The organism is Bacillus pretiosus (assembly GCF_051294775.1).
GTDB classification, from domain to species: Bacteria; Bacillota; Bacilli; order Bacillales; family Bacillaceae_G; genus Bacillus_A; species Bacillus_A wiedmannii.
The window spans coordinates 69,713-95,694 of the sequence record NZ_JBPPHF010000008.1; the positions used below are offsets into that span (position 1 = coordinate 69,713).

Consider the following 25,982-nt stretch of genomic DNA (forward strand, 5'->3'; position numbering starts at 1 on the left):
ATGAAGAAAATGATTTTTGGTGCACTAGCATTAGTGGCTATATTAGTAGTGTTAGAACCTCAATATGCTTGGACTGGAGATATGTATGGTCAAGCTAAAGAACTAATAGAAGTAATAAATTCTTAATAAAAACCCCTTTCCAATCGGAAAGGGGTTTTTTTCAATATTTGTTCCTCAAAATTCTACAAAACTTGAGAAAAAAATTATTTGAATTTTTAGTATATTAATAGTGGAAACATAGTGCTACGATAAAACTACTCTTTTTCAAAAAATAATTTATTAGGGGGAAGATTCATGAAAAAGAAAAGTTTAGCGTTAGTGTTAGCGACAGGAATGGCAGTTACAACGTTTGGAGGGACAGGCTCTGCGTTTGCAGATTCTAAAAATGTGCTCTCTACGAAGAAGTACAATGAGACAGTACAGTCACCGGAGTTTATTTCTGGTGATCTAACTGGAGCGACTGGTAAGAAAGCAGAATCTGTTGTGTTTGATTACTTAAACGCAGCAAAAGGTGATTATAAGTTAGGGGAAAAGAGTGCGCAAGATTCTTTCAAAGTAAAACAAGTGAAAAAAGATGCTGTAACTGATTCAACAGTAGTACGTATGCAACAAGTATATGAAGGAGTACCTGTATGGGGTTCTACGCAAGTAGCTCATGTAAGTAAAGATGGTTCTTTAAAAGTATTGTCTGGAACAGTTGCACCTGATCTAGACAAAAAAGAAAAATTGAAAAATAAAAATAAGATTGAAGGCGCAAAAGCAATTGAAATTGCGCAACAAGATTTAGGTGTTACACCTAAATATGAGGTAGAACCAAAAGCGGACTTATATGTATATCAAAATGGTGAGGAAACAACATATGCATACGTTGTAAATCTAAACTTCTTAGATCCAAGTCCAGGAAACTACTATTATTTCATTGAAGCAGACAGTGGTAAAGTATTAAATAAATATAATAAACTTGATCATGTAGCAAATGAAGATAAATCGCCAGTTAAGCAAGATGCTCCTAAACAGGAAGCGAAACCGGCTGTAAAACCTGTAACAGGAACAAATGCAGTGGGAACTGGTAAAGGTGTACTAGGAGATACAAAATCACTTAATACAACGTTATCTAGCTCATCTTACTACTTACAAGATAATACGCGCGGAGCAACGATTTTCACATATGATGCAAAAAATCGTACTACATTGCCAGGAACTTTATGGGTAGATGCAGATAATATTTTCAATGCAGCGTATGATGCAGCGGCAGTAGATGCTCATTATTATGCAGGTAAAACATATGATTACTATAAAGCTACATTTAACAGAAACTCTATTAATGATGCAGGAGCACCATTAAAATCAACAGTTCATTACGGAAGTAAGTATAATAATGCATTCTGGAACGGCTCACAAATGGTATACGGAGATGGTGATGGTGTAACATTCACTTCATTGTCTGGTGGAATTGATGTAATTGGACACGAATTAACGCATGCTGTTACAGAGTATAGCTCAGATTTAATTTATCAAAATGAATCAGGAGCATTAAATGAAGCTATTTCAGATGTTTTTGGTACATTAGTAGAGTATTATGATAACCGTAACCCAGATTGGGAAATTGGTGAAGATATTTATACGCCTGGCAAAGCAGGAGATGCGCTTCGCTCTATGAGTGATCCAACGAAATATGGTGATCCAGACCATTACTCTAAGCGTTACACTGGTACTAGTGACAATGGTGGCGTTCATACGAATAGCGGTATTATTAACAAAGCGGCTTATTTATTAGCGAATGGTGGCACGCATTACGGTGTTACTGTGAGTGGTATTGGTAAAGATAAAGTAGGAGCGATTTATTACCGTGCAAACACGCAATATTTCACTCAATCTACTACGTTTAGTCAAGCTCGTGCTGGTTTAGTACAAGCTGCAGCTGATTTATATGGTGCTAACTCTGCAGAAGTAGCAGCAGTGAAGCAATCATATAGTGCTGTTGGTGTAAACTAAGGATTTAAGAGAGTATTATTAATAAAATACTTCAAAAATAAAGAAGGAGCCTATGCTCCTTCTTTATTTTTTTCTCCATTTTTTCCACAAATAAAACAATCCAACACACCCCGCGATTGTTAAAATCCACTTCGCTTCATTCGTTCCATTCATGACATGATAGGCAGAATATACTTCGATTAACAAAGCCGGTATTTTACCTATTGTGCTGGCAATACTGAAAGAGAGTAATGACATTTTGCCTAGAGCGGCAAATAAAGTAACGATACTTGATGGGATGAAAGGTATGAATCGAAACGATAGAACGAGTAGAAAGGCCTCTCTACCTTCTACATAAAGTAGGCGTTCTACCTTTGGATACTTATTTACTTTGTTGTGAGTGAATTTCTGAAGGCCTATACGATAAATATAAAACGAGATAATAGCCCCTAATGCCTCACCTGCGATCGAAATAATGGTCCCGTTTGTTACACCAAAGAGCTGTATGTTAATAGCGGTCAAAAAAATACTAGGGATAAAACCTAAAAGACTGATGATGACGTTAATTAAGATACTAAGTGGAATTGCGATTGAATAATAGTCTGTTAAGAAGTTTTGAATTGTTTCAGCCATTGTTTAAAATCCTTTATCTTTTTTTGCATTACACCATATTTCCATTGTGTAGGCAAGCACAAATTTACATAATGTAGAAAACGTTGATAAAACACCATCAATATACCTTATATAGGTATTGGGTATGTTAAATCAGGGGTATATTTAACTTTTTGTAAAATAACCGAATAAACCTTTGTTTAAAGGGTTTGTTTGGTTGTTTTACGGGTGGTTTAAATCGGGAAATAATTATAAAAATACAGGGGTATATTTATAGAATGGTCGAAAATAGCGATTTTATGAAAATTGGGTGATAATATGGCAAAATAGGTGAGGAATTTAAAAATGTGTATGTTTTTTCGGTGTGAAATTGACTTTTAGTGGAGTTACGATAATAATCATGAAAGAGGTGATATGATGAAACGAATAAGTAGTCTTTTCTTGAGTAGTTTATTGACACTAATGCTGATCTTAAGTGGATGTGCAGGAAAAGAACAAAAAACAGAGAAACAAACAGGGAATCAATCGACATCAGTAGAAAAAATTAGTGATAATATTTTAGATGAAATGGAAGGACCACCTAAAAATGGTCATACGATTGAAAGACATGTAGGAAAATCAGAAGAGGATTTGAAGAATCGCTTGAAGACAGATAAAGTATCAGCGGCAAGTACATACTATGATAAGGAAACAGCGACGAAAGCTGTAAAAGATAGTTTGAAGCAGCATGATAAGGAAATTCAAGATTGGTTAAAAAATTCTAAAGAGGCTCGTCTCGTATTAAATACAACTCATTCATTCCCAGTTGGAAAAACGGTAATAAAGAAAAATATGAATGTAAAAGACAAGTTAGTAAAAACTGTTACTGTTTTGGCGAGAGATAAGTCAGGAGATTTAGGATATAAGATCATTACTTCTTATCCATCTGATAAATAAGAAGGGGGAGTAAATATGTATACGACATTACAATATTTTCTCAAATCGTATTGTACGTTAAGTATCCATGAGGATGAAATAGTAGGCGTGATGGAAGAGTTTATAGAGCAAGAAGATGAAGAAATTGTTTTGAAATTACGCAATGAATTATTATATATGAAGAAAAAAAACGCTTGGGAAGAGGCGTGTGTATTAGCTGCGAAGCAAGGAAATCGCATGTGGTCTTTAGAAGAAACGAAAGACCATCTTGAAGCTTTTTTACTACTATTGCAAAAGAAAAAGGCGTGAATAGATCACGCCTTTTTGTTTGCCAATTTGATGGTGTCTCATTGTGTTGGGGCACTTTTATATACGCTTTTTGAAATTTGTCCATTTGATACTACTTCACCGTTTTGTGTTACTTTTTTATACGTAACCGCTGTTATTTTATCACCAGTTCTACTAACTACTTGAGAAGAAACTTCAACATTTTTACCAGTATTTGTACCAAAAATGCGAGTAGTAATACTACCGCCATTTGAAAATGCTTGAATATAAATATGATTGCCTGTATTGTTTTTAAATTTTAAATCCGGACCATAATCTGCCACTGCTGCATCTTGCCCAAGTGGTAAATAATTTACGGGCATAGAATGATTGCTTCGAGAAACAATTCCTAAATCTGCTCTTAAAGCTGCGCTATATAAAGTGCTACTAACTTGGCAAACGCCTCCGCCTGCACTTTGTATAACTTTACCTTGTGAAAATACTGCTGCGGATTTATAACCATGGGCAGCATCCGTTACGCCAACACGGCCATTAAAACTAAACGTTTCATCAGGTGCGACAATAACTCCACTTAAAGTATTAGCTGACTTATTTACGTTATAGGACTGGTTTCCATTCCGACCAGCCATTGGAGTTGAATATTCAGCAATTACTTCTTTAATCCCCATTTTCTGTATATCTTCTGTAGAACGCTCAGGTTTTAAGAGTGTAACTGGTAATGTAACGTCCGATGAGCCAGAAGTAATGGCCTGCTGCGTTAAATCAGTTAATTTTCCTTTATCAATTTTTTCTCCATTTTGACTTTGGCTAATATTTACTGTAGAGCCTTCAACACTTAATTCTGCATTAATAGGATTTTTTAATGTTTCATTATATTTATCCTTCATAAAGCTTTCATAAGCAGTTGTATTTAATTGAGCTGTTAATTTATAGTCACGTTTTAATTCACCGTTTTCGGCCTGCTTCCGCATTTGGTAACGATTCATTGCGTTTCCTTCTTGTTCTTTAAAGATTTTGTCAATAATATCTTTTTCCTTATAATTTATCCCTAAATCTTTCCATGTGTACGTTTGTTTATCATTTTGGAATATGTAGGTAAGAGATTTTTGATCTAATTCAGTTACCTTTTGATTAATAATTGCTTGAATATCTTTTTTATTTTTTCCATCGAGAGAAATACCTTCAAATGTAGTATTTGGTAATGCAGTAGTATCTAATTGATTATTTAGTTTGGATACATATTGATATCCACCAACACCGCCTACACAAAGTAATATGCCCCCAGTAATTGCAGAACCGATCAGTATTTTACTTAGCTTCATTTATTTCCCCCCAGAAATTTTTGTATAAATATATGTATTACATTTTTTGTATAAAAATGATGAAAATAACATTATGTACGTACTAGTATACTATTATTTCCACTATGTGTGTAATGTTTTTATAAAAAACGTTACACTGTTGTAATAATTGTATCTTTTTGTCACAATATGTACGAGAAATATGTTGAAAATTATAATAAAAAGGCTGTCTAGAAAGATCTAGCAGCCTTTTTATTATAATTTTTTATGTTCATTTTTATTCGTAACACCGAGATGTTCTTGTAGTGTTGTCGAAATATTATTGACGCTTTTTTCATTTGGAACGTAATAATAAATACCACCTATATATTTATCAGTACCTTCTACTTGCATTTTGTCCATTTTCAAATTGGAATCCATTGAATTTTTGGCAATTGTCATCATATCATCAAAAGTTAAATTTGTTTTTAAGTCTTTATCGACAGCGTCTAATAGGCCACCGATTTTATTAATGGAATTAAGAGATAGTGCTTTTGCAGCAATAGCTTCTAAAACAAGCTGTTGTCGTTGACCGCGCATATAATCACTGTCGATATGACGAGTTCTAGCTAGCGCTAATGCCTCTTCTCCATTTAAATGTTGACGTCCTTTTTTCAGATGAATAGCATCTGCTTCGTCTTTACTATTTTGTTCTGTAAACTCAACCGGAACATCGACAGTAATACCACCAAGAGAATCGACAATTTTGATAAATGATTTAAAGTTGAATTTTACATAGTAATCAACTGGAACATCTAAAAATTTCTCCACTGTATCAATTGTGCTATCCACACCACCGAATACGTGCGCATGTGTAATTTTATCGTATTTATCACGTGATTTAATGTAGACACGTGAGTCACGTGGAATACTCACAAGTTTAACAGATTTATCGTTTTTATTAATTGTTGCAAGTAATAGCGCATCCGTACGAGTTGCTTTTCCATAACTCTTGTCCCTAATATCACTTTCATCAACACCCATAATAAGTACGGAAATGTTGTCAGTCATAGGTTTCACAGCTTTTTCACGTTTGCTGGATTTATCCCCGCGGCCCAGTTCAGAATAGGCATTACTTAATACAGACTTTGCTTTACTGTATATATGGAAGGAGTAACCTCCTGCTCCAAGTGCTATAATCAGTAATGGAATAAGAAGGAACCAGAGTAGGCGTTTTTTCTTTGAGTTTCCTTTTTTGGCTCGGGTGTCTTTGTTCATATCGGATTTCATCATTTTTCTCCTTTAAAACTATCAAAGTGTATACATCTAGAAGCGCATTCAAACACATAAAAAATATTGTACGCTAAATAAAAGCGATTGTACATGTATAAAAAATAGATGTCTTGATTATTTATCCCGCATTAACGAGCAGTAAAACTCCCACCTCAAAGTCTAGCGAATGCAAGGAAGTTAGGTGGGAGTTAACTGCCCGTAAAAGCCCGATTGGTTCAACTAATAATCAGAGGGGGATAGCCCCCTCTGATTAAAGTTTCACTTTATAAGACATCTATTCGTTATTGTATACAAAAGATAGGGATAAGAAAATGATAAAATTTTACCTAATTACAACATAATGCTTACGATAATTGCAGATAAAATGCTAACGAGAGTAGCTCCATATAGTAATTTAAGGCCAAATCTGGCAACGACGTTTCCTTGTTCTTCGTTTAACCCTTTTACTGCACCTGAAATAATGCCGATAGAAGAAAAGTTGGCAAAAGAAACGAGGAAAACAGAAATGATCCCCACTGTACGGGGAGAAAGGCTATTAGAAAGTTTACTAAGGTCCATCATTGCCACAAATTCATTCGTTACAAGCTTCGTTGCCATAATGCTACCAGCTGTGACAATTTCAGAACTTGGTACACCGATAAGGAATGCAACAGGCGCAAATACGTAGCCGATTAATTGCTGGAAAGTAATGCCGAATATAATGAGGAATAGGTCATTAATGCAGCTAATTAATGCGACGAATCCGATGAGCATAGCGCCGACAACGATGGCTACGCGAAAGCCATCTAGAATGTATTCTCCAAGCATTTCAAAAAAGCTTTGCTTTTCGCCTTTAATTTCTAAAATATCTTCGTCATCTTTCACGTCGTAAGGATTGATGATGAGTATGATAATAAAACCACTAAATAAATTGAGAACGAGTGCGGTTACTACATATTTAGGCTCGATCATTGTCATATAGGCACCTACGATAGACATAGATACGGTTGACATGGCAGAAGCGCAAAGTGTATAAAGACGGTGTTTTGGAATTTGAGCTAATTGCTTTTTAACTGTAATAAAAACTTCTGATTGGCCGACAATGGCAGAGGCGATAGCGTTGTAAGATTCTAATTTCCCAAGACCATTTATTTTGCTAAGGAAGTAACCGATCCAATGAATAAAAAATGGTAGTATTTTGAAATGTTGTAGTATACCAATTAAGACGGAAATGAAGACAATTGGTAATAATACAGTAAGGAAAAATGACATTTCACCTTTATTGGCAAGACCGCCAAATACAAAGTTTATACCATCAGCAGCATACTCGAGTAGCTTTGTAAACAGACTGGAAATGACCCGAATAAGTATGAGGCCGATTTCTGTATTTAATAATAAATAGGTTAAAATCAACTGTATAATAAGCATGATGAAAATTGGTTTAAATTTAATATGTTTCTTATTGTTGCTAGCAATATAAGCAAGGAAGAAAACAACGATAAGTCCCACGAAAAAAGTAATAAATTTCATAGTAAGCCCCCTAAAAGAGATATTCTGCTATATATGTTTTTCATTTCAAGGGAGAATATGCATCTTTGGTAAAGAAAGGAATAGAGAGAGCATGAATATATGTAGAGTGCACCACGTTGCAATTATTTGTTCGAATTATGAACTGTCAAAGGATTTTTATACTCGGATATTAGGTTTAAAAGTGATAAATGAAGTATATAGAAAAGAACGAGATTCTTATAAGTTAGATTTATGTGTAGGGGAAGAGTATCAAATTGAATTATTTTCATTTCCTAGTCCACCTGAGCGCCCGAGTTTTCCAGAAGCAGCTGGACTTAGACATTTAGCATTTGCTGTTACAAATATAGAAGAAGCTGTAAACCATTTAAAACAATGCAGTGTGGAGACTGAAGCGATACGTATGGATGAAATTACGGATAAAAAATTTGTCTTTTTCCAAGATCCTGATGGCTTGCCTTTAGAATTGTATGAGGCTTGAAATTGGTGAATTTTATACAGGGTTGCTTTCAAATAAATGAAGAAACTAAAGTGAAACTTCTTTTTTAAAGGAGGTGTAACTTTAGCTAAGAAAGCTAAAGGACATATGTGGATATTTTAAAATTATTGATGGTAGTTATCCTTATTGCGTTAACAGCATTTTTTGTAGCTGTTGAGTTTGCAATTATTAAGGTACGTAGCAGTCGTATTGATCAACTCGTTAGTGAGAAACGACGAGGAGCATTGGCAGCTAAAAAAGTAACTTCGAATTTAGATGAGTATTTATCAGCATGTCAGTTAGGTATTACAATTACTGCTTTAGGGCTTGGGTGGTTAGGAGAGCCCACTATAAAACATATACTCGAGCCGTTGTTTTTAAAACTACACCTATCTCCTGCAATTGCAAGTACAGTTTCATTTATTATTGCCTTTGCAGTTATTACGTTTTTACATGTTGTAATTGGTGAACTTGCTCCGAAGACGCTCGCTATACAAAGGGCAGAACAAGTTAGCTTATTATTATCGAAGCCAATTATTTACTTTTACCGAGTAATGTATCCGTTTATTTGGGCTTTAAATGGTTCTGCAAGGCTTGTGACAGGGTTATTCGGATTACATCCGGCTTCTGAACATGAAGTTGCTCATTCGGAGGAAGAATTACGATTAATCTTATCCGAGAGTTATGAGAGCGGAGAGATTAATCAAAGGGAATTTAAATATGTAAATAATATTTTTGAATTCGATAATAGAGTCGCAAAGGAAATTATGGTACCTCGTACGGAAGTTGTAGGTTTATATGAGGACGAACCATTTGAAACACATATTAAAATAATCGCACAAGAAAAGTACACGAGATATCCCGTATTTGGTGAAGATAAAGATGAAATTATTGGGATGGTTAATGTAAAGGATTTATTTATTCGTTATATGGATGGTAATCGAGACGAGGGGTGCTCGATTAAGCCATATACAAGACCAGTTATTGAAGTGTTAGAAAATATTCCTATTCATGATTTGCTATTACAAATGCAAAGAAAACGAATTCCATTAGCTGTATTATATGATGAATATGGTGGTACAGCGGGGATCGTTACACTAGAAGATATTTTAGAAGAAATTGTTGGAGAAATCCGAGATGAATACGATGAAGATGAACACCCGCCTATAGAGCATATAAGTGAAGGGTGTAAAATCGTAGAGGGAAAAGTGCTTATTAGTGAAGTAAATGATTTATTTGGCCTACACTTAATCGCTGCTGATGTAGATACAATTGGTGGCTGGATTATGGTACAAAAGCAAATCGTTGCTGAAGGAGATATTATTGAGAAACACGGCTTTTCTTTTAAAGTTCTTGAAAAGGATATGCATCAAATTAAACGAGTGGAAATAAAGAAGGTAGAAGAATGATTTTCTATAAATTTTTATCCCGCTATTTGTGGGCAGTAAGACCCCTACTTCAAAATTCAGCGAAAGCGAAGAAGTTAGGTGGGGGATCAACAAAACCCCCACTGATTAAAGTTTCACTTTATAAAAGGTATATATAGAAAAATAAATGTTTGCGCTTTCAAAAAAGGTGCTATATAGTGAAGGTGGATACTGAAAAATTCTTCTGAATGATACTCGTTTTTTTAGAGGCGAATTTTTTAGATAAGGATTTAGAATGAAAAGTATAGGTGATGAAAATGATAGCAACGAAGGATATACGTATAGAGAAAGATTTTTTAGGTGAAAAGGAAGTACCGAGTGTAGCTTATTATGGGGTACAAACATTACGTGCTGTAGAAAACTTCCCGATTACAGGATATCGCATTCATCCGTCACTCATTACGGCAATGGCAATTGTGAAAAAAGCGGCGGCACTTGCAAATATGGATACTGGTTACTTAGCTAAAGACATTGGATATGAAATTGCAGAGGCAGCGCAAGAAATTGTTGATGGGAAATTCCATGATCAATTTATCGTGGATCCAATCCAAGGCGGTGCTGGAACTTCTATTAATATGAATACAAATGAAGTAATCGCTAATCGAGCTTTAGAACGTATGGGATGTGAAAAAGGCGAGTATGTGAAAATTAGCCCAAACACGCATGTGAACATGGCTCAATCAACGAATGATGCGTTTCCAACGGGAATTCATATTGCAACTCTTATGATGTTAGAAGAACTTCTTATTACAATGGAAGAACTTCATGCTGCTTTCCGTGAAAAAGCAAAAGAGTTCGACCACGTCATTAAAATGGGACGTACACATTTACAAGATGCTGTTCCGATTCGTCTTGGACAAGAATTTGAAGCGTATAGCCGAGTGCTTGAGCGTGATATAAAAAGAATTAAACAGTCTCGCCAACATTTATATGAAGTGAACATGGGGGCGACAGCTGTTGGTACGGGATTAAATGCAAACCCTACGTACATTGAACAAGTGGTTAAACACTTGCGAACATTTAGCGGATTACCACTTGTTGGTGCAGAGCATTTAGTTGATGCAACGCAAAACACAGATGCATACACAGAAGTATCTGCCGCATTAAAAGTATGTATGATGAATATGTCTAAAATTGCAAATGATCTTCGTATTATGGCATCTGGTCCACGTGTTGGATTGGCGGAAATTCAATTACCAGCTCGCCAACCAGGTTCATCTATTATGCCAGGTAAAGTAAATCCTGTTATGGCAGAAGTAATTAATCAAGTTGCTTTCCAAGTGATTGGTAATGATCATACAATTTGCTTAGCATCAGAAGCAGGACAATTAGAGTTAAACGTAATGGAGCCTGTACTCGTATTTAATTTAATTCAATCTATTAGTATTATGAATAACGGATTCCGTGTATTCCGTGAATATTGTATTAAAGGAATTACAGCAAATGAAGAATTGCTGAAGCAATATGTAGAGAAAAGTGTTGGAATTATTACAGCGGTGAACCCTCATATTGGTTACGAAGCAGCATCTCGTATTGCACGTGAAGCAATTGAAACAGGAAAATCTGTTAGGGAGCTATGTTTAGAACATGGTGTACTGACAGAAGAAGAATTGGATATTATTTTAGATCCATTCGAAATGACGCATCCTGAAATTGCTGGAGCTTCTTTATTAAAGAATAAGAAGATGTAATATGAAAAAAACACCGATCCAAATGGATCGGTGTTTTTTTAAAAGATATTAAATACAGAGTTTAATTGAAGTAAGCTAATAATAGCTAAGAAGATTAAACTGTATTTCATCGCTGTTTTAAATAGGGCAGACTCTTTACCAACTAGTCCAACTGCTGCACAAGCAACGGCTACAGATTGTGGTGAAACCATTTTTGCCATTGTACCACCTACTACGTTTAATGCAACAAGAGTAGAAGGAACGATATTTAATTGATCTGCAGTTACTGCTTGAAGCGGTGCGAATAATGAACCACTTGATACTACTGAACCTGTAATGAATACGCCAATCCATCCTAAGATTGGAGAAAGAACTGGGAATGCATTACCAGTAGAAGAGAATGCCAGTCCAAGTGTAGATGACATACCAGAGTAGTTCTCTACGTAGGCTAAAGCGATAACGCTACAGATTGTATATACTGGAGCTTTTAGTTCTTTCATTGTTTCTACTATTAATTCTTTAACCATTTTACCTTTTACGCGGTAAACGATAAGTGAAACAATAATTGCTAATACGATTGCAGTAGTTGTAGATGAGAATACATCAAACTTGAAAACAGCCGCGAAAGGTGTATCAGCTTTTGTAATTGGTGTAGTTTTCATAACAGCATTATGAAGACCAGGGAACTGAATGTTAAATACTAAGTTTGCTAGTGCGCCATCCGGAGCAAATAAAGCTTTAATTGGTTTTAAATTAAAGATTGTTACGAATGCAGTTAAGAATACGAATGGAGACCAAGCATATAAAATTTGATTGAATGTATGAGATTCTTGTTTTTCTTGTTTTTCTTCTGTAGAAGAAGATTTTGGTTGCCAAACACGTAAGAATAATGCTAGAGAAACCATACTTACAACGGCTGCGAAAATATTAGTAAGTTCTGCACCTAAGAAGTAAGTCACAAGGAACTGAGTTATAGCGAAAGAAAAACCACTTACAAGAATACCTTGCCAAGTTTCTTTAATACCTTTAATTCCATCAACCATTGAAACAAGTAAGAAAGGTAAAACAATACTAATGAATGGTAAAATAAGAACAGTTTGACGACCGATAGTTAATGCGTCTAGCTCAGTTAATTGTGCTGGTACTGTAACTGGGATACCCATAGCACCCATAGCACCACCAGCGATGTTAGCTACTAAACAAATACCTGCTGCTTTTAATGGATTAAAGCCCATACCCACAAGTAATGCAGCTGTAATAGCAACTGGAACCCCTAAACCAGCTGCGCCTTCTAAGAAAGCACCGAAAGAATAAGCGATTAATAATACTTGTAAACGTTGATCATTTGTAATGCTTGAAATACTATCACGAATGATGTTGAATTGCTCTGTTTTAACAGTTAATTTGTAAAGGAAAATTGCTGCGATAACGATAGTACAAATTGGATAAAATCCAGATAAAACACCGAATCCGGCAGATGCTACAGCTACGGTTGCTGGCATTTTATAAACGAATATAGCAAGAATAATAGCGATAATTACACTGTAAAGACCAGCCATGTAACTTTTCATTTTCAGTCCCATTAAACAAATGATGAAGCAGAAAATTGGAAGTGCTGCGATTAGTGCAGATAACCAAATATTGTTTAATGGGTCATAAATTTGTGTCCAAGTACTCATAATAATGACAACTCCTATCTATTTTATGTGAAGAAATTCACATTATTTGTGAAACAATTCACAATCAACTTACATGCTTAGTATATTCTCCTTCAACACTATTGTCAACGTAAAAAAGTATAATTATTCCATAATAGTATTAAAAGAAATGCTTTGTTCATAAAGTAGACAAAAAGCAAACTCAAATAGATTTGAGTTTGCTTTTTGAAGTTATTTCTATATTGTTTTATTTGTTCGTATATCATTAATCTTATATGTTAGATGACGTCTTTGCATTAAGTATATAGGATGTTGAAATTTGATAGGTGTCACATGCTGGTCTGAGTTGATCTAGTAAGAAAGAGAAACCAAATGCATTTAATAGGAAGTTTTGAATAACAGTCTGAGCAAGTACAATACGAATTAAAACAACAATAAGTCAATTTTTAATATTACATTATCTTTTTTTACTGAAAATTCCTTTTAGCATAACAAAGAGGTTAAATATAACCCGAATACGTTACGATAGGTTATCAATTATAGACGGTATTTTACAATATCGTTACTGTACGTTGCAGTGAGGTGAAAATATAACAAAAAGCTTGATAAAACAACGTTTGTAAGCAAAGTATTCATAGCCCTTACTTTTGCTTTTTCATTATATCATATAGTATAATATTCAAAATCAGCAAGGAATTTTTCCTGAATTCTTTCCTGATAAAGGTGGAAAAAATTTTCAGCATTATAGGTTGATAAAGTTATGTCGTAACAGGAAATATAAGAACAGATATATAAATAAATAAAAAGAAAATAAAAACGAAAATGAGGGGAACTTTATGAGCCAAAATCAATTCGAATGTCGTATTTCAGAAGAAGATGTACAAATGTTAAGAGCGTTAGCGCATCCGTTACGTTTACGCCTAGTAATGGAACTAATGCAACGTGGAACTTGTAATGTAACACAATTACAGGAAGTGTTAGAAATTCCACAATCAACGGTTTCGCAACATTTAACGAAATTAAAACAAAATAAAGTAGTGCGCTTTGAAAGACGAGGACTAGAAGTGTATTATCAAATTCATAATGATAAAGTAAGTGAAGTTGTAAAAACATTATTTTCTTAAAATTTGAATATTATGGAAAAAGACGTGTGGGATATACGTCTTTTTTTATTTGTCAGAAAGGTGATATGAGAGTAAATGTTAGCATGTAAGGAAGAAAAGGTTATCAATTAACATGTTGTTATATGGAATATATTCTAAAGGGAAAAGAAAAGATAGAAAGGAGTGTAGTAAGGAAAAGGAGGAGTAGTAGTATGGATGTAAAACGTGTGAAACAAATCTTATCTTCTTCAAGTAGCATTGACGTTACATATGAGGGCGTACCAGTATGGATTGAGAGCTGTGACGAGCAGAGTGGAGTTGCTCAAGTGTATGATGTATCTAATCCTGGAGAAAGCGTTCACGTGAACGTGACGGCTTTAGAGGAGAAGTAATAGAAAAGACGCTTCTAAATGTTTAGAAGCGTCTTTTTATTTCCTATTCCATCATATGTGCAATTTTCTTAGAGAACATAAGAAGTACTAATCCTAGCACGATTACGATAACACCGATGCTTGCGAATACTTCTAAATATCCTAAAGATTGAGTGAAGGCAGCTAATTGTCCTGCTAATAAGTTCGCGAAGCCAGTACCAGCTAACCATACACCCATTAATAATGATGCCAATTTAACAGGAGCGATTGCACTTACCATAGATAATCCGATTGGTGATAAGAATAATTCACCGATTGTATGGAACATGTAAGTGAATACAATGAATAGTAAGTTTGCTTTCATTGCAATATTACCTTCATCGCTACCAGTTTTTAATACAGCTAAAGTTAGAACTAAATATCCAATCCCTAGTAAAATCATACCAAATGCCATTTTTGTTGGGATTTTTAAGTCACCATTTTTCGTTTTTGAAAGTTTAATCCATAATGCAGAAACCGGTAATGCTAGTAAGATAATGAATAGTGGGTTTACAGATTGGAACCAAGGTGTTGGAATTGTAAATCCACCAATTGTACGATCCACGAACTTATCTGTGTAAAGTGTTAAAGAACTACCAGCTTGTTCAAATCCTGCCCAGAAGAATACAACGAAACAAGTTAAAATTAAAATTGCAGTAGTACGTTTTTTCTCTTGTGTTGTTAAAGGTTTTTTCTCAATTGCTTTTGCATTTTTTTCTTTAGACTTTTTACCGACAACAGTTGTTCCGATAGATCCTAAGTAACGAGGTGCTAAGAAATTAAAAGCAAGCTGTCCAATGATCATACCGATACAAGCTGTTAAGAAACCGTATCTATAATCTGCGAAGTAACCGCAAATGAATGGAGCGATAAGAGCCCCTAAGTTAATTCCCATGTAGAAGATAGTGAAGGCACTATCACGACGAGAGTCGTTTTTGCTATATAATTGACCTAATAAAGTCGAAATATTTGGTTTGAAGAATCCGTTACCAATAACTAATAATCCTAATCCTAAAAATAGTCCAGTTTTAGTGTTCATTGAAAATAGTACAAAGTTACCAATTGCCATAATGATACCACCAATAGTAATGGCATGGCGTTTCGTAATGAAATGGTCAGTTAACCAACCACCAATAATCGGAGTGAAGTATACTAACATTGTGAAAATACCGTATATTTGTACAGCAACTGCTTTATCAAATCCTAAACCGCCGCTTACTAAGCTCGTTGTTAAATAAAGAACTAATAAGCCACGCATTCCGTAATAACTAAATCTTTCCCATGCCTCTGTAAAGAACAACAAATATAATCCTGGTGGATGTTTTTTTGGTGATTGTTGCTCTCCAGCTTTGTCTAATTTTAAAGCTGCATCCATGTTTGTTTCCCCCTAATCCTGTATAACGGATATTTATGTAATTATTTTAATTCACAAAATATTTAGAAGTCAATAGAATTATATGGAAATAGAAAGAAAATTTCTAAAAAAATCTATTCTTCTTCAACCGTTACTGTATTTTTCCCTGAAAACTAGATAATAAGCGTTTTCAAATGTAATAATTGAATTCTAAAAGAAAATAAAATGGTGATTAATCAGAAAATTTAGATTAAAATATTTATTCTGATATAGAGAAAATATATTCTATTTACTTTTACAATATAACATATTGAGAATAAAAATACAAAATGAAATAATGTGACATTTAAGTGAATTGAAAAATAACCAGCTCCATAGAAGGGGAGCTGGTTAAGGAAATATTATTTAACAAAGCGTTTTTCGATATCATCTAATAGTAGGTTAGCAGCCATTACACCACCGGCTGTATTCCAAATAACGTCGTCAACTTTGTATGCTGTACCATTTTTTACTGCATTTAAATTTTTAAATAGAGGATCATTGATATATTCTTTTTCTAATTCAGAGCCTTTTTTCTCGTTTCCTTTATCAAATGTGAAGTAGAATAATACATCGCCATCCATTGCTGAAATACGTTCTTTAGATACGTTACGTTCTGCAAAGTCATCTTTATTTTGATCACCAGGACGTTTAAATCCAAGTTCTTTTAAAATAACACCAGAGAATGTATCGCCATGATAAATACGAACATCACCAGGCATGAAGCGAACCATAGAGATTTCTTGATTTACTTTATCGCCTAGTTTTCCTTTTAATTCTTTTGTACGTTTTTCGTAATCAGTTAAAACCTTTTGACCTTCTTTTTCTTTATTTAATGCTTTTGCATAAAATTTGAAGTTATCTTTCCATTCACCACGTAGTGTTTCAGAGAACACAGTAGGTGCAATTGCTGTTAGTTGCTCGTACACTTTTTCGTGACGCATTTTGTTACCGATAATTAAGTCTGGTTTTAAAGAAGCGATTGTTTCCACGTTCACTTGTCCTTCGTCACCAACAACTTTTACATCTTTCATTTTATCTTTAATATGTGGATACCATGGGTCCCCAGTCCAAGATTTTACAGCCCCAACTGGTTTCACACCTAGTTCAAGTAAAGCTTCAGTTCCTTCATTTGTTAAAATGACTACACGTTTTGGATTAGCAGGAACTTCTGTTTTACCCATTGCGTGTTCCACCGTAATCATTTCTTTTTTTGTATCTTCTTTTGTTTCCTCTGTCGTATTTGATTTTCCACAAGCACTTAAAAGTAATGAAAAGGCTAGTAAAAATACAAATACTGTAAACGATTTCTTTCGTGTTAAATTCATTATGTACCCCCTACATACTGAGAAGTTTTTTCAATAGCAAGCATGATATTAAGCTTTTATCTTTTGATTGTCAATACATATCAATGAAAATAGTTCTCATTATCGTTGACAATGAGAATTAAGTTGAAATACACTTACAACGTATCATTATACATTGAAGGGGAAACGCTGCATGTTATTAAAAACAAATCAAGCAAAATGGATTGGATTATTTGTTGGAATCATTGCAGTCATTATTTGTATTTGGGGAAGTATTATTTTCGGATATACAAATACGAGCTGGAAATTAGCGTTAGATGCTTTTTTTCATTTTAATGGTTCCAATGAACATATTATTATTCAAAATGTGCGTTTACCAAGGGCATTAATTGCAGCTAGTGTTGGTGCTAGTTTAGCCATTGCCGGTTGTCTTATGCAAACTTTAACGAAGAATCCACTTGCTTCTCCAGATTTTATTGGATTAAATTCAGGTGCTGCTTTCTTCATAGTTGTAGCAATTGTTATTTTTTCCGTGACATCATTATCAGCTTTCACGTGGATTGCCTTTTTAGGGGCAGCAATTGCAGCTGTACTTGTATTTGCTTCTAGTTCTTTAGGAAAAGAAGGGACGACGCCTCTTAAGTTAACGTTAGCAGGGGTCGCAATTAGTGCGTTATTTTCATCATTAACGCAAGGATTACTTGTGTTAAATGAAAAAGCGCTTGAAGAAGTACTGTTTTGGCTTGCCGGATCTGTGCAAGGAAGAAAGTTAGAAATTTTACAATCTGTATTCCCATATTTATTAGTAGGCTGGATCGCATCTCTTATGATGGCAGGGAAAGTAAATACATTAATGATGGGGGAAGACGTTGCAAAAGGACTTGGACAAAGAACAATTTTAATGAAATCATTCGTACTATTTATTATTGTCCTGTTGTCTGGTGGTTCAGTTGCAGTCGCTGGTCCGATTGGATTTATTGGTATTGTTACTCCGCATTTTGCCAGATTTCTTGTTGGAGTAGATCACAGGTGGAGAGTACCGTATAGCGGATTGTTAGGTGCAATACTATTAATCTTAGCTGATATAGCAGCAAGATATGTCATTATGCCACAAGAAGTACCAGTAGGGGTTATGACAGCGTTTATCGGGGCACCATTCTTTATTTATATTGCACGTAAGAGAGGGCTTAGCAAATGAAGAAGTATATTCCGTTTCGTATAGGAAAAGGCGGGCTCTCGTTTTTAATGTATAAACGAGCTTGTCTCGTCTTATTCAGTTTACTAGTTGTTTTAATAGGATTATTTTTTGCGAGTGCAGGTATGGGAGACATGAAAATTCCTCCGTATGATGTATGGCAAGCGATTACTGGAAATGGCGATGCGATGTCAAATATGGTTGTAAACAAGTTTCGTATGCCGCGTATTTTGATTGCCATCCTTGTAGGAATCGCACTTGCTGTAGCAGGATGTATTTTACAGGGTCTCGTTCGAAATCCACTGGCTTCTCCTGATATCATCGGGATTACAGGTGGTGCAAGTGTTGCAGTTGTATTATTTTTAGCTATATTCAGTGATAAAAATAATGCGCTAACCGTAAGCATTCATTATATGCCGTTAGCAGCCTTCGCTGGGGCAACGATTGTAGCGCTTTTTGTATATTTATTTGCATGGAGAAATGACGGATTATCACCGATTAGTCTTGTTTTAATTGGTGTTGGTTTTTGGGCATTAACGAAAGCGGCAACGACTTTGTTTATGTTGTTAGCGCCAATTTATCAAGCGAGTCAAGCGAATGTATGGATTACAGGTACTGTTTACGGCTCTTCATGGCAAAACGTTATGGTGCTTGCGCCGTGGGTTCTCATTTTAACGGTAATATCATTTATAGCTGCTAGACATTTAAATGCACAAGAGCTAGGGGATGATATTGCGGTAGGACTTGGTGTTCCTTTAACGAAGTCACGCGTATTCATGTTATTACTGAGTACAGCTTTAATTGGTGGCGCAGTTGCCTTCGCCGGAGGAATTGGGTTTGTCGGTTTAATGGCACCTCATATTTCACGAAGACTAGTTGGTTCTTTATACGGTGCATTACTCCCAGTTGCGGCTATTGTTGGTGCAATTTTAGTACTTGCTGCAGATTTAATTGGGCGTACAGTTTTCACACCACTTGAAATTCCAGCAGGGGTATTTACATCAGCAATTGGTGCACCTTATTTTATTTATTTACTTTATAAAAGTCGGAATTCATAAAGGGAGATGAATATGCAAAGAGCATTGGAGACGAAACGTTTGACGTTGTCTTATGGTGAAACAATTATTATTGATGAGTTGAATTTAGAAATTCCAAAAGGCGAAATTACAATCTTTATCGGTTCTAACGGTTGCGGGAAATCAACTTTATTACGTTCACTAGCTAGATTGTTAAAGCCAACAACGGGTGACATTTTGTTAGATAATCAAGCCATTCAAAGTATGCAAACGAAGCAAATCGCTCGTCAAATGGCAATTTTACCGCAAGGACCGCAAGCGCCAGAAGGACTTACAGTATTGCAGCTTGTAAAGCAAGGACGTTATCCATATCAAACATGGCTGAAGCAATGGTCAGAAAAAGATGAAGAAATGGTACAAAGAGCACTTGCGGCAACAGGTATGACAGAATTTGCTGAGCGTGATGTGCATGCTCTTTCAGGTGGACAACGTCAACGTGCTTGGATTGCAATGACGCTTGCACAAGATACAGATATCATTTTACTGGATGAGCCTACTACATATTTAGATATGACTCACCAAATTGAAGTGCTAGATTTATTATTTGAATTAAATGAAACAGAACAAAGAACAATTGTTATGGTATTACACGATTTAAATTTAGCATGCCGTTATGCAGACAATATTGTAGCCATTCAAGATAAACAAATATATGCACAAGGTAAGCCAGAAGAAGTAGTAGATGAGAAGCTAGTACGTGATGTGTTCCGAATGGAATGTCAAATTAGTACGGATCCGTTATTTGGGACGCCACTTTGTATTCCGCATGGAAAAGGAAGACGTGTACGTAAAGAGGTCGCTCAGGCAATGAGATAATAAAAAAGTCGATGATGATTCATCGTCTTTTTTATTTTTCGCAAGAGAATAGTAGGAAGAGGGGAATTCGTAAACGTCGTTCATATTCTTCTTCGCTCTGAAAATAAGTTTGATTTGGTGTAGCTTCTTTTATATTTGTAATCGTAAATCCAGCTTGTTGTAATAATGTAAAATATTCTTCCGTTGTACGATGATATTTAATAACTTCTTGATCAATCCAAGGTTCAACGCGTTTTCCCATTTTAAAATAATCATCGACGAGCCAGCTTGTTCTTTTTCCGCTCGTTTGCAAGCTTTCAAATGAAGAAGTAATAACAGGGTGTTGAACACTAAAAGTAAAGGTTCCATTTGTTTTTAAAGCTTCGTACACATTTTGAAAAATGATAGGAAGATATTCAATATAATGTAAGGCGAGTCTAGACGTTACTAAATCAAAAGTAGAAGGAGGGTATGTGTAGTCTTTGAGGTTTAAACAATGGACGGTTCCATTTTTATTTTCTAGTTGTTTTTTAGCTTTTTCATACATAAGTTCGGAGCCTTCAATACCAGTGTAAGAGTGGCAGCCATTCTCTAATAATTCCTCGCCAAACTTGGCGTCACCGCAGCCTAAATCGAGGATTTTCTTTCCTTTCACATCACCAATGAGTTGAAAGAAGGCTGGTTTTTCAAGTGATTCATTTGGGCTATTTTCTCGGTATCTTCGTTTCATATATTGTTCAAAAAATGCTTCGTTATTATATACATCAGATTCAGTAAATGCCATGATTGAAGCCCCCTTAAATATTTTTTTTATTCTACCAAATATGAAAAGTAAATGATAGATTTCTTGTAATGAATCATATATAATCTAGAATTGTAAGCGGTTACTTTAAACTATTTTTCTATAATAAATTCTAAAAACGTGTTAAGCTAGTAGAGGGATTATTAGAACTATTAAGACAATAATCCGCTTACATGAACGATGGGAGGCTTCACAATGTCTAGTAAAACACTTGCGAAATTTTTAGAAGAAAATTTAGAGGATTTAAAATCAAAGGGGCTTTATAACGTAATTGATCCGCTTGAGAGTTCAAATGGACCGATCATTACAATTGGCGGAAAAGAATATATTAACTTATCTTCAAACAACTATCTTGGATTAGCAACAGATAGCCGTTTGCAAGAAGCAGCAATTGGTGCAATTCATAAGTACGGCGTTGGAGCAGGAGCTGTTCGTACAATTAACGGTACTTTAGATTTGCATATTAAATTAGAAGAGACAATTGCAAAGTTTAAACATACAGAAGCAGCAATTGCTTACCAATCAGGATTTAACTGTAATATGGCAGCGATTTCAGCCGTTATGGATAAAAATGATGCGATTCTTTCAGACGAATTAAACCATGCTTCTATTATTGATGGTAGTCGTTTATCAAGAGCGAAAATCATCGTTTATAAACATTCTGATATGGAAGATTTACGCCAAAAAGCAATCGCAGCGAAAGAATCAGGTCTTTACAATAAATTAATGGTAATTACAGACGGTGTCTTCTCAATGGATGGAGATGTTGCAAAATTACCAGAGATTGTTGAGATTGCAGAAGAATTAGATTTAATGACATATGTAGACGATGCACACGGTTCAGGTGTACTTGGAAAAGGTGCAGGAACTGTAAAGCATTTCGGTCTATCTGATAAAGTTGATTTCCAAATTGGTACATTATCAAAAGCAATTGGGGTAATTGGTGGATATGTAGCAGGGAAACAAAACTTAATTGACTGGTTAAAAGTTCGCTCACGTCCATTCTTATTCTCCACAGCATTAACACCAGCTGATGCAGCTGCATGTATGCGATCAATTGAAATTTTAATGGAAAGCACAGAGTTACATGATCGTCTCTGGGAAAATGGCCGCTATTTAAAACAAGGGTTAAAAGAACTTGGCTTTAACATTGGAGAAAGTGAAACGCCAATTACACCTTGTATTATTGGTGACGAAGTATTAACACAAGAATTTAGTAAACGTCTAAATGAAGAAGGCGTATATGCAAAATCTATCGTGTTCCCAACTGTAGCTAAAGGAACAGGCCGCGTTCGTAATATGCCTACAGCAGCTCATACGAAAGAAATGTTAGATGAAGCAATTCGTAAGTATGAAAAAGTAGGAAAAGAAATGGGCATCATTTAAGTAACGACATCTTTTGAATAGCTTGCAAATGAGGAGTGGGGAAAATGAAAAAAATTCTAGTAACCGGTTCTTTAGGGCAAATTGGTTCTGAATTAGTAATGAAACTTCGTGATGTATACGGTGCATCAAATGTTATTGCAACAGATATTCGTGAAACAGATAGTGAAGTAGTAACGTCTGGTCCATTTGAAACGTTAGATGTAACAGATGGACAAAAACTACATGATATCGCAAAGCGTAATGAAGTAGATACAATTATTCATTTAGCAGCTTTACTTTCAGCAACAGCAGAAAAAAATCCGTTATTTGCTTGGAATTTAAATATGGGTGGACTTGTAAATGCATTAGAAGCAGCTCGTGAATTAAACTGTAAGTTTTTCACGCCAAGTTCTATCGGTGCATTCGGTCCATCAACACCGAAAGATAATACGCCACAAGATACAATTCAGCGTCCTACTACGATGTATGGGGTAAACAAAGTAGCAGGAGAATTACTATGTGATTATTATCATCAAAAGTTTGGCGTTGATACGCGCGGTGTACGTTTCCCTGGTTTAATTTCTTACGTAGCTCCTCCAGGAGGCGGAACAACTGATTATGCGGTTGAAATTTATTATGAGGCGATTAAAAAAGGCACATACACCTCATACATTGCAGAAGGAACATACATGGATATGATGTATATGCCAGATGCTTTACAAGCGATCATTTCATTAATGGAAGCTGATCCAAGTAAACTTGTGCATAGAAACGCGTTCAATATAACAGCAATGAGCTTTGAGCCGGAGCAAATCGCAGCATCAATTCGTAAACACATCCCGACGTTTACAATGGATTACGCTGTAGATCCTGCTCGTCAAACAATCGCTGATAGCTGGCCAAACTCTATTGATGCAACAGCAGCAATGAAAGAGTGGGGCTTTAAAGCAGAATACGATTTAGACAAAATGACAACTGACATGTTGGCTAAGTTAAAAAAAAAGCTCACAGCTGAGTTAGTGATGAATTAATAGGAAGGGTCGATTCTTAGGAATTGGCTCTTCTTTATTTTTTGAGGGAGAGAAGTCTTATGCAAAGAGTTGACGTTGTATATGCACTAATACATGATGAAGAAACAGATAAAATATTAATGGTACATAATATAGAACAAAACGTTTGGTCACTGCCGGGTGGGGCTGTTGAAAAAGGTGAAATATTAGAGGAAGCACTAATAAGAGAAGTGAAAGAAGAGACAGGTTTAACTGCCGTGGCAGGTGGACTTGTTGCGATCAATGAAAAATTCTTTGAAGAATCAGGGAATCATGCGATACTTTTTACATTCCGAGCAAATGTAGTGAAAGGTGAACTGATTGCGGGAGATGAAGAAGAAATTTCTGCAATAGAGTGGGTGAATCGAACGATCGCAAATGAACGATTCCCATTCTACGATGGCGGATTCGAGGCATTATTAGAAGTAGCCATTCCATATAAGTTTCAATCAGAAACAAAGTGATTGAAAGAAAAAACAGGAGCGACAACGCTCCTGTTTTTCTATTCAATCGTCTTCAGTAGTAACTTTTTCAATAGTGGTTTAATCTTCAGACGTAAATCTTCAGCATGATTTGCAACTAAGAAGTGATGGTTATAAATGTTCTTCATTAATTGATAAGTGGCTTCTTTCGCTTCGCCTTCTTCGATGAAGATTCCGATTACTTCCATACCACTTTTACGAGCAAGTTTGACAGCTTCATGCGTATCTAAAATACCGTCTTGTTGATAGTCTAGCGCAGAAGGCTCACCGTCTGTAAAGACAAGTAAGAATTTATGTTTTTCTGGTCTTTTTGCAAGCTTTTCAGAAACGATACGAATAATATATCCGTCGCGGTTATCTTCTTCTTCGCGAAGCTGCATAATTTCTGGACCGACGTTTGGTAACGTTGAGTTTTTATACGTTACAACTTCATGGATAACGTTGGGCTTATCCTCAGGCTTAGCACTAGAAGCATCTTCCCAAAATCCACTAATGGCGTGCGGGATTTTTAAAGATTTCAATGCTTCATGGAATAGGACCACACTCTTTTTCGTTTCTTCCATTTTGTTATACATAGAACCAGAGCAGTCCACTAGTAGTTGGAATGCAACGTCAAGTTCTTGTGATTCTTGTCCTTTTTTATAAAACATGCGCGGCTGCTTTTCAGTATAAATACGAAGGAATTTCTTACGAAGTCTTCCGTAATATTTATCACTATTTGCATTCGTTTTATTTTCAATCGTTTTTTCGATAATTTTCTTTAATTCTTTTACATCTTTATTAACGACTGATTTGATAGCTTGGTAATCCTTTTTTTCATCAGGATTTGATTTGCGAGCTTCTTTAAATATATGAGAAGCACCAACGTTATACTTACCGTATGCACCCTCGTTTTGGCTAGAAGCGTGTGAAGCTCTTGCTTCTTCTGTATCAGCGCCATCAAAGTTGGATTGTGTACTCTTTTGAGAAGTACCTTGTACAGAACCAAGTGCTTGGTCGCCATCTTCTGATTCACGAGCAGTATCGCCCATCATATTTGTTTTTGTTCCGCTTTCTAAATCAAAGCGTAAAAAGTTCTCGTTTTCGTTATTTTTATTTTCACGATGCCATGTGGAGAAACTTTCATCCATTTTGTTCTTATTTTCATCGTCATCTATGAGCTGCGTATCATCATTTGCTAATTTTTCAGCGCGACTGTCTTTCTCATCTGCAATCACAGATAAATAAAGCGGAGCATGTCCGAAATAATTATTAAGCATATCATTTTCAAGAAGTCCTTCTAAACGATAGCGAATTTTTTCAACGATATACATAATGTCTTCTGTATTACGAGCTTGGAATGTTTCATGCAAAATTGCTTCAATTTGCTCGAAATATTCATTATTAAACATTTCATATTTATCGCTCGTTAATGAAAGATAGCAGAGACAAAATAGACGATCACCGTGATAGTTACGAACACGATTGATTTCATTTTGTGAACCAAAGTAATTGCGATACATTTCTTTTCTTCTTTTAAAAACATGCTTTGTGCCAGGGCGTAAGTTTTTTACGATTTCCTCAACACGTAAATCTTCTAATAGAACAAATAATTGTGTTAAAAACTTTTTTAAGGGTGATTCTTGTAATTCAATCGCATAAGAACGAATTAAAGTCATGTCCGAGTAATGTTTATTACCAAGTGCTTTTAAAAACACTTCGCTTTTTAATCCGATTACTGTATCCTCTTCTTTTCGATCATCCCAAAAGTGACTAATGACAACCTTTTTTTCAATTTCGTCGTAGTATGCTTTATAGCCATACTCAAGGTAGGCATCGTCTTCTTTTAGAAGAGCATACATTAAGTTTTCCATTTGTAGAAACAGCGACGCATCAATTTTTTTGTCACTAAAAATTTGTCTCAT

At 35.3% G+C, this 25,982-nt stretch carries 24 protein-coding genes; 15 read left to right on the forward strand and 9 right to left on the reverse strand.

The features are described from left to right. Together ACSG5Z_RS26795 and ACSG5Z_RS26800 are read left to right on the forward strand one after the other, a co-directional pair. Nucleotides 1-126 (forward strand): NprX family peptide pheromone, encoded by a 126-nt coding sequence (locus ACSG5Z_RS26795; RefSeq protein WP_131933998.1) that lies wholly within the window; start codon nucleotides 1-3, stop codon nucleotides 124-126. A gap of 168 nt (nucleotides 127-294) precedes the next feature. Next, nucleotides 295-1,995: a M4 family metallopeptidase gene (locus ACSG5Z_RS26800; protein ID WP_435712593.1), complete on the forward strand. Its 1,701-nt coding sequence runs from the start codon at nucleotides 295-297 to the stop codon at nucleotides 1,993-1,995. Nucleotides 1,996-2,058: 63 nt separating this feature from the next. Here ACSG5Z_RS26800 and ACSG5Z_RS26805 read toward each other — a convergent pair whose 3' ends face one another. Then, the gene (locus ACSG5Z_RS26805) at nucleotides 2,059-2,607 is read right to left on the reverse strand and encodes a TVP38/TMEM64 family protein (protein ID WP_137051965.1); all 549 of its coding nucleotides are present in this window, start codon (nucleotides 2,605-2,607) and stop codon (nucleotides 2,059-2,061) included. A 396-nt stretch (nucleotides 2,608-3,003) separates the two neighbouring features. Here ACSG5Z_RS26805 and ACSG5Z_RS26810 point away from each other — a divergent pair, with 396 nt between their 5' ends. Continuing rightward, nucleotides 3,004-3,522: an RNase A-like domain-containing lipoprotein gene (locus ACSG5Z_RS26810; RefSeq protein ID WP_137011170.1), complete on the forward strand. Its 519-nt coding sequence runs from the start codon at nucleotides 3,004-3,006 to the stop codon at nucleotides 3,520-3,522. 15 nt (nucleotides 3,523-3,537) lie between these two features. After that, the gene (locus tag ACSG5Z_RS26815; RefSeq protein WP_087983406.1) at nucleotides 3,538-3,810 is read left to right on the forward strand and encodes a hypothetical protein; all 273 of its coding nucleotides are present in this window, start codon (nucleotides 3,538-3,540) and stop codon (nucleotides 3,808-3,810) included. A gap of 38 nt (nucleotides 3,811-3,848) precedes the next feature. On the opposite strand, the gene ACSG5Z_RS26820 is transcribed toward ACSG5Z_RS26815, so the two are convergent. The 3 genes from ACSG5Z_RS26820 to ACSG5Z_RS26830 form a co-directional block, all read right to left on the reverse strand. Beyond that, nucleotides 3,849-5,111 carry a VanW family protein gene (locus tag ACSG5Z_RS26820; protein ID WP_088121263.1) on the reverse strand — a complete coding sequence of 421 codons (1,263 nt, stop codon included), beginning with the start codon at nucleotides 5,109-5,111 and terminating at the stop codon, nucleotides 3,849-3,851. A gap of 234 nt (nucleotides 5,112-5,345) precedes the next feature. Continuing rightward, nucleotides 5,346-6,362 carry an LCP family protein gene (locus ACSG5Z_RS26825; protein ID WP_435712597.1) on the reverse strand — a complete coding sequence of 339 codons (1,017 nt, stop codon included), beginning with the start codon at nucleotides 6,360-6,362 and terminating at the stop codon, nucleotides 5,346-5,348. Between the two features lie 330 nt (nucleotides 6,363-6,692). Then, nucleotides 6,693-7,871 carry a NupC/NupG family nucleoside CNT transporter gene (locus tag ACSG5Z_RS26830; protein WP_088121265.1) on the reverse strand — a complete coding sequence of 393 codons (1,179 nt, stop codon included), beginning with the start codon at nucleotides 7,869-7,871 and terminating at the stop codon, nucleotides 6,693-6,695. Nucleotides 7,872-7,962: 91 nt separating this feature from the next. Here ACSG5Z_RS26830 and gloA2 point away from each other — a divergent pair, with 91 nt between their 5' ends. The 3 genes from gloA2 to aspA all read left to right on the forward strand — a co-directional run bounded on the left by gloA2 (nucleotide 7,963) and on the right by aspA (nucleotide 11,464). Further along, nucleotides 7,963-8,349, forward strand: coding sequence for an SMU1112c/YaeR family gloxylase I-like metalloprotein (gloA2, locus tag ACSG5Z_RS26835; protein ID WP_435712598.1), 387 nt, complete (start codon nucleotides 7,963-7,965; stop codon nucleotides 8,347-8,349). A gap of 107 nt (nucleotides 8,350-8,456) precedes the next feature. Continuing rightward, the gene (locus ACSG5Z_RS26840; protein ID WP_098123484.1) at nucleotides 8,457-9,755 is read left to right on the forward strand and encodes a hemolysin family protein; all 1,299 of its coding nucleotides are present in this window, start codon (nucleotides 8,457-8,459) and stop codon (nucleotides 9,753-9,755) included. 275 nt (nucleotides 9,756-10,030) lie between these two features. Further along, nucleotides 10,031-11,464: an aspartate ammonia-lyase gene (aspA, locus tag ACSG5Z_RS26845; RefSeq protein ID WP_088061819.1), complete on the forward strand. Its 1,434-nt coding sequence runs from the start codon at nucleotides 10,031-10,033 to the stop codon at nucleotides 11,462-11,464. Between the two features lie 38 nt (nucleotides 11,465-11,502). Here the strand turns inward: aspA and ACSG5Z_RS26850 are convergent, their stop codons facing one another. Beyond that, a complete protein-coding gene (locus tag ACSG5Z_RS26850) occupies nucleotides 11,503-13,122 on the reverse strand; it encodes an L-lactate permease (protein WP_435712599.1) in 1,620 nt (539 codons plus the stop codon). Nucleotides 13,123-13,937: 815 nt separating this feature from the next. Between ACSG5Z_RS26850 and ACSG5Z_RS26855 the strand changes: the two genes are divergently transcribed. Together ACSG5Z_RS26855 and ACSG5Z_RS26860 are read left to right on the forward strand one after the other, a co-directional pair. Further along, nucleotides 13,938-14,225 carry an ArsR/SmtB family transcription factor gene (locus ACSG5Z_RS26855; protein ID WP_000081429.1) on the forward strand — a complete coding sequence of 96 codons (288 nt, stop codon included), beginning with the start codon at nucleotides 13,938-13,940 and terminating at the stop codon, nucleotides 14,223-14,225. A 191-nt stretch (nucleotides 14,226-14,416) separates the two neighbouring features. After that, nucleotides 14,417-14,596 carry an acid-soluble spore protein H gene (locus tag ACSG5Z_RS26860; RefSeq protein ID WP_000382688.1) on the forward strand — a complete coding sequence of 60 codons (180 nt, stop codon included), beginning with the start codon at nucleotides 14,417-14,419 and terminating at the stop codon, nucleotides 14,594-14,596. A 43-nt stretch (nucleotides 14,597-14,639) separates the two neighbouring features. Here the strand turns inward: ACSG5Z_RS26860 and ACSG5Z_RS26865 are convergent, their stop codons facing one another. Beyond that, nucleotides 14,640-15,989, reverse strand: a complete 1,350-nt coding sequence (locus ACSG5Z_RS26865) for a peptide MFS transporter (protein WP_088061823.1) — start codon at nucleotides 15,987-15,989, stop codon at nucleotides 14,640-14,642. Nucleotides 15,990-16,369: 380 nt separating this feature from the next. Continuing rightward, nucleotides 16,370-17,335 carry an ABC transporter substrate-binding protein gene (locus tag ACSG5Z_RS26870; RefSeq protein WP_435712600.1) on the reverse strand — a complete coding sequence of 322 codons (966 nt, stop codon included), beginning with the start codon at nucleotides 17,333-17,335 and terminating at the stop codon, nucleotides 16,370-16,372. 172 nt (nucleotides 17,336-17,507) lie between these two features. On the opposite strand from ACSG5Z_RS26870, the gene ACSG5Z_RS26875 reads away from it, so the two are divergent. From ACSG5Z_RS26875 to fpuD, 3 genes are read left to right on the forward strand one after another with little or no spacing between them, the layout of a single operon-like run. After that, nucleotides 17,508-18,512: a FecCD family ABC transporter permease gene (locus tag ACSG5Z_RS26875; protein ID WP_087983392.1), complete on the forward strand. Its 1,005-nt coding sequence runs from the start codon at nucleotides 17,508-17,510 to the stop codon at nucleotides 18,510-18,512. After that, entirely contained in the window at nucleotides 18,509-19,567 is a 1,059-nt protein-coding gene (locus ACSG5Z_RS26880; protein ID WP_087983390.1) for a FecCD family ABC transporter permease, read from the forward strand. The genes ACSG5Z_RS26875 and ACSG5Z_RS26880 overlap by 4 nt, the downstream gene beginning before the upstream one ends. 12 nt (nucleotides 19,568-19,579) lie before the next feature. Further along, nucleotides 19,580-20,401 (forward strand): petrobactin ABC transporter ATP-binding protein FpuD, encoded by an 822-nt coding sequence (fpuD, locus tag ACSG5Z_RS26885; RefSeq protein ID WP_088061831.1) that lies wholly within the window; start codon nucleotides 19,580-19,582, stop codon nucleotides 20,399-20,401. Between the two features lie 31 nt (nucleotides 20,402-20,432). Here fpuD and ACSG5Z_RS26890 read toward each other — a convergent pair whose 3' ends face one another. Next, nucleotides 20,433-21,164 (reverse strand): class I SAM-dependent DNA methyltransferase, encoded by a 732-nt coding sequence (locus tag ACSG5Z_RS26890; RefSeq protein WP_087983388.1) that lies wholly within the window; start codon nucleotides 21,162-21,164, stop codon nucleotides 20,433-20,435. A 213-nt stretch (nucleotides 21,165-21,377) separates the two neighbouring features. Here ACSG5Z_RS26890 and ACSG5Z_RS26895 point away from each other — a divergent pair, with 213 nt between their 5' ends. The 3 genes from ACSG5Z_RS26895 to ACSG5Z_RS26905 are packed head-to-tail and all read left to right on the forward strand — an operon-like array spanning nucleotide 21,378 to nucleotide 24,060. Then, nucleotides 21,378-22,568: a glycine C-acetyltransferase gene (locus ACSG5Z_RS26895; protein ID WP_000095914.1), complete on the forward strand. Its 1,191-nt coding sequence runs from the start codon at nucleotides 21,378-21,380 to the stop codon at nucleotides 22,566-22,568. Between the two features lie 44 nt (nucleotides 22,569-22,612). Then, complete coding sequence (locus ACSG5Z_RS26900) at nucleotides 22,613-23,578, forward strand: L-threonine 3-dehydrogenase (RefSeq protein WP_000723139.1); 966 nt, start codon at nucleotides 22,613-22,615, stop codon at nucleotides 23,576-23,578. Nucleotides 23,579-23,637: 59 nt separating this feature from the next. Beyond that, nucleotides 23,638-24,060, forward strand: coding sequence for an NUDIX hydrolase (locus ACSG5Z_RS26905; RefSeq protein WP_060487015.1), 423 nt, complete (start codon nucleotides 23,638-23,640; stop codon nucleotides 24,058-24,060). A gap of 38 nt (nucleotides 24,061-24,098) precedes the next feature. Here the strand turns inward: ACSG5Z_RS26905 and ACSG5Z_RS26910 are convergent, their stop codons facing one another. Next, nucleotides 24,099-25,982, reverse strand: a complete 1,884-nt coding sequence (locus ACSG5Z_RS26910) for a vWA domain-containing protein (protein WP_262751136.1) — start codon at nucleotides 25,980-25,982, stop codon at nucleotides 24,099-24,101.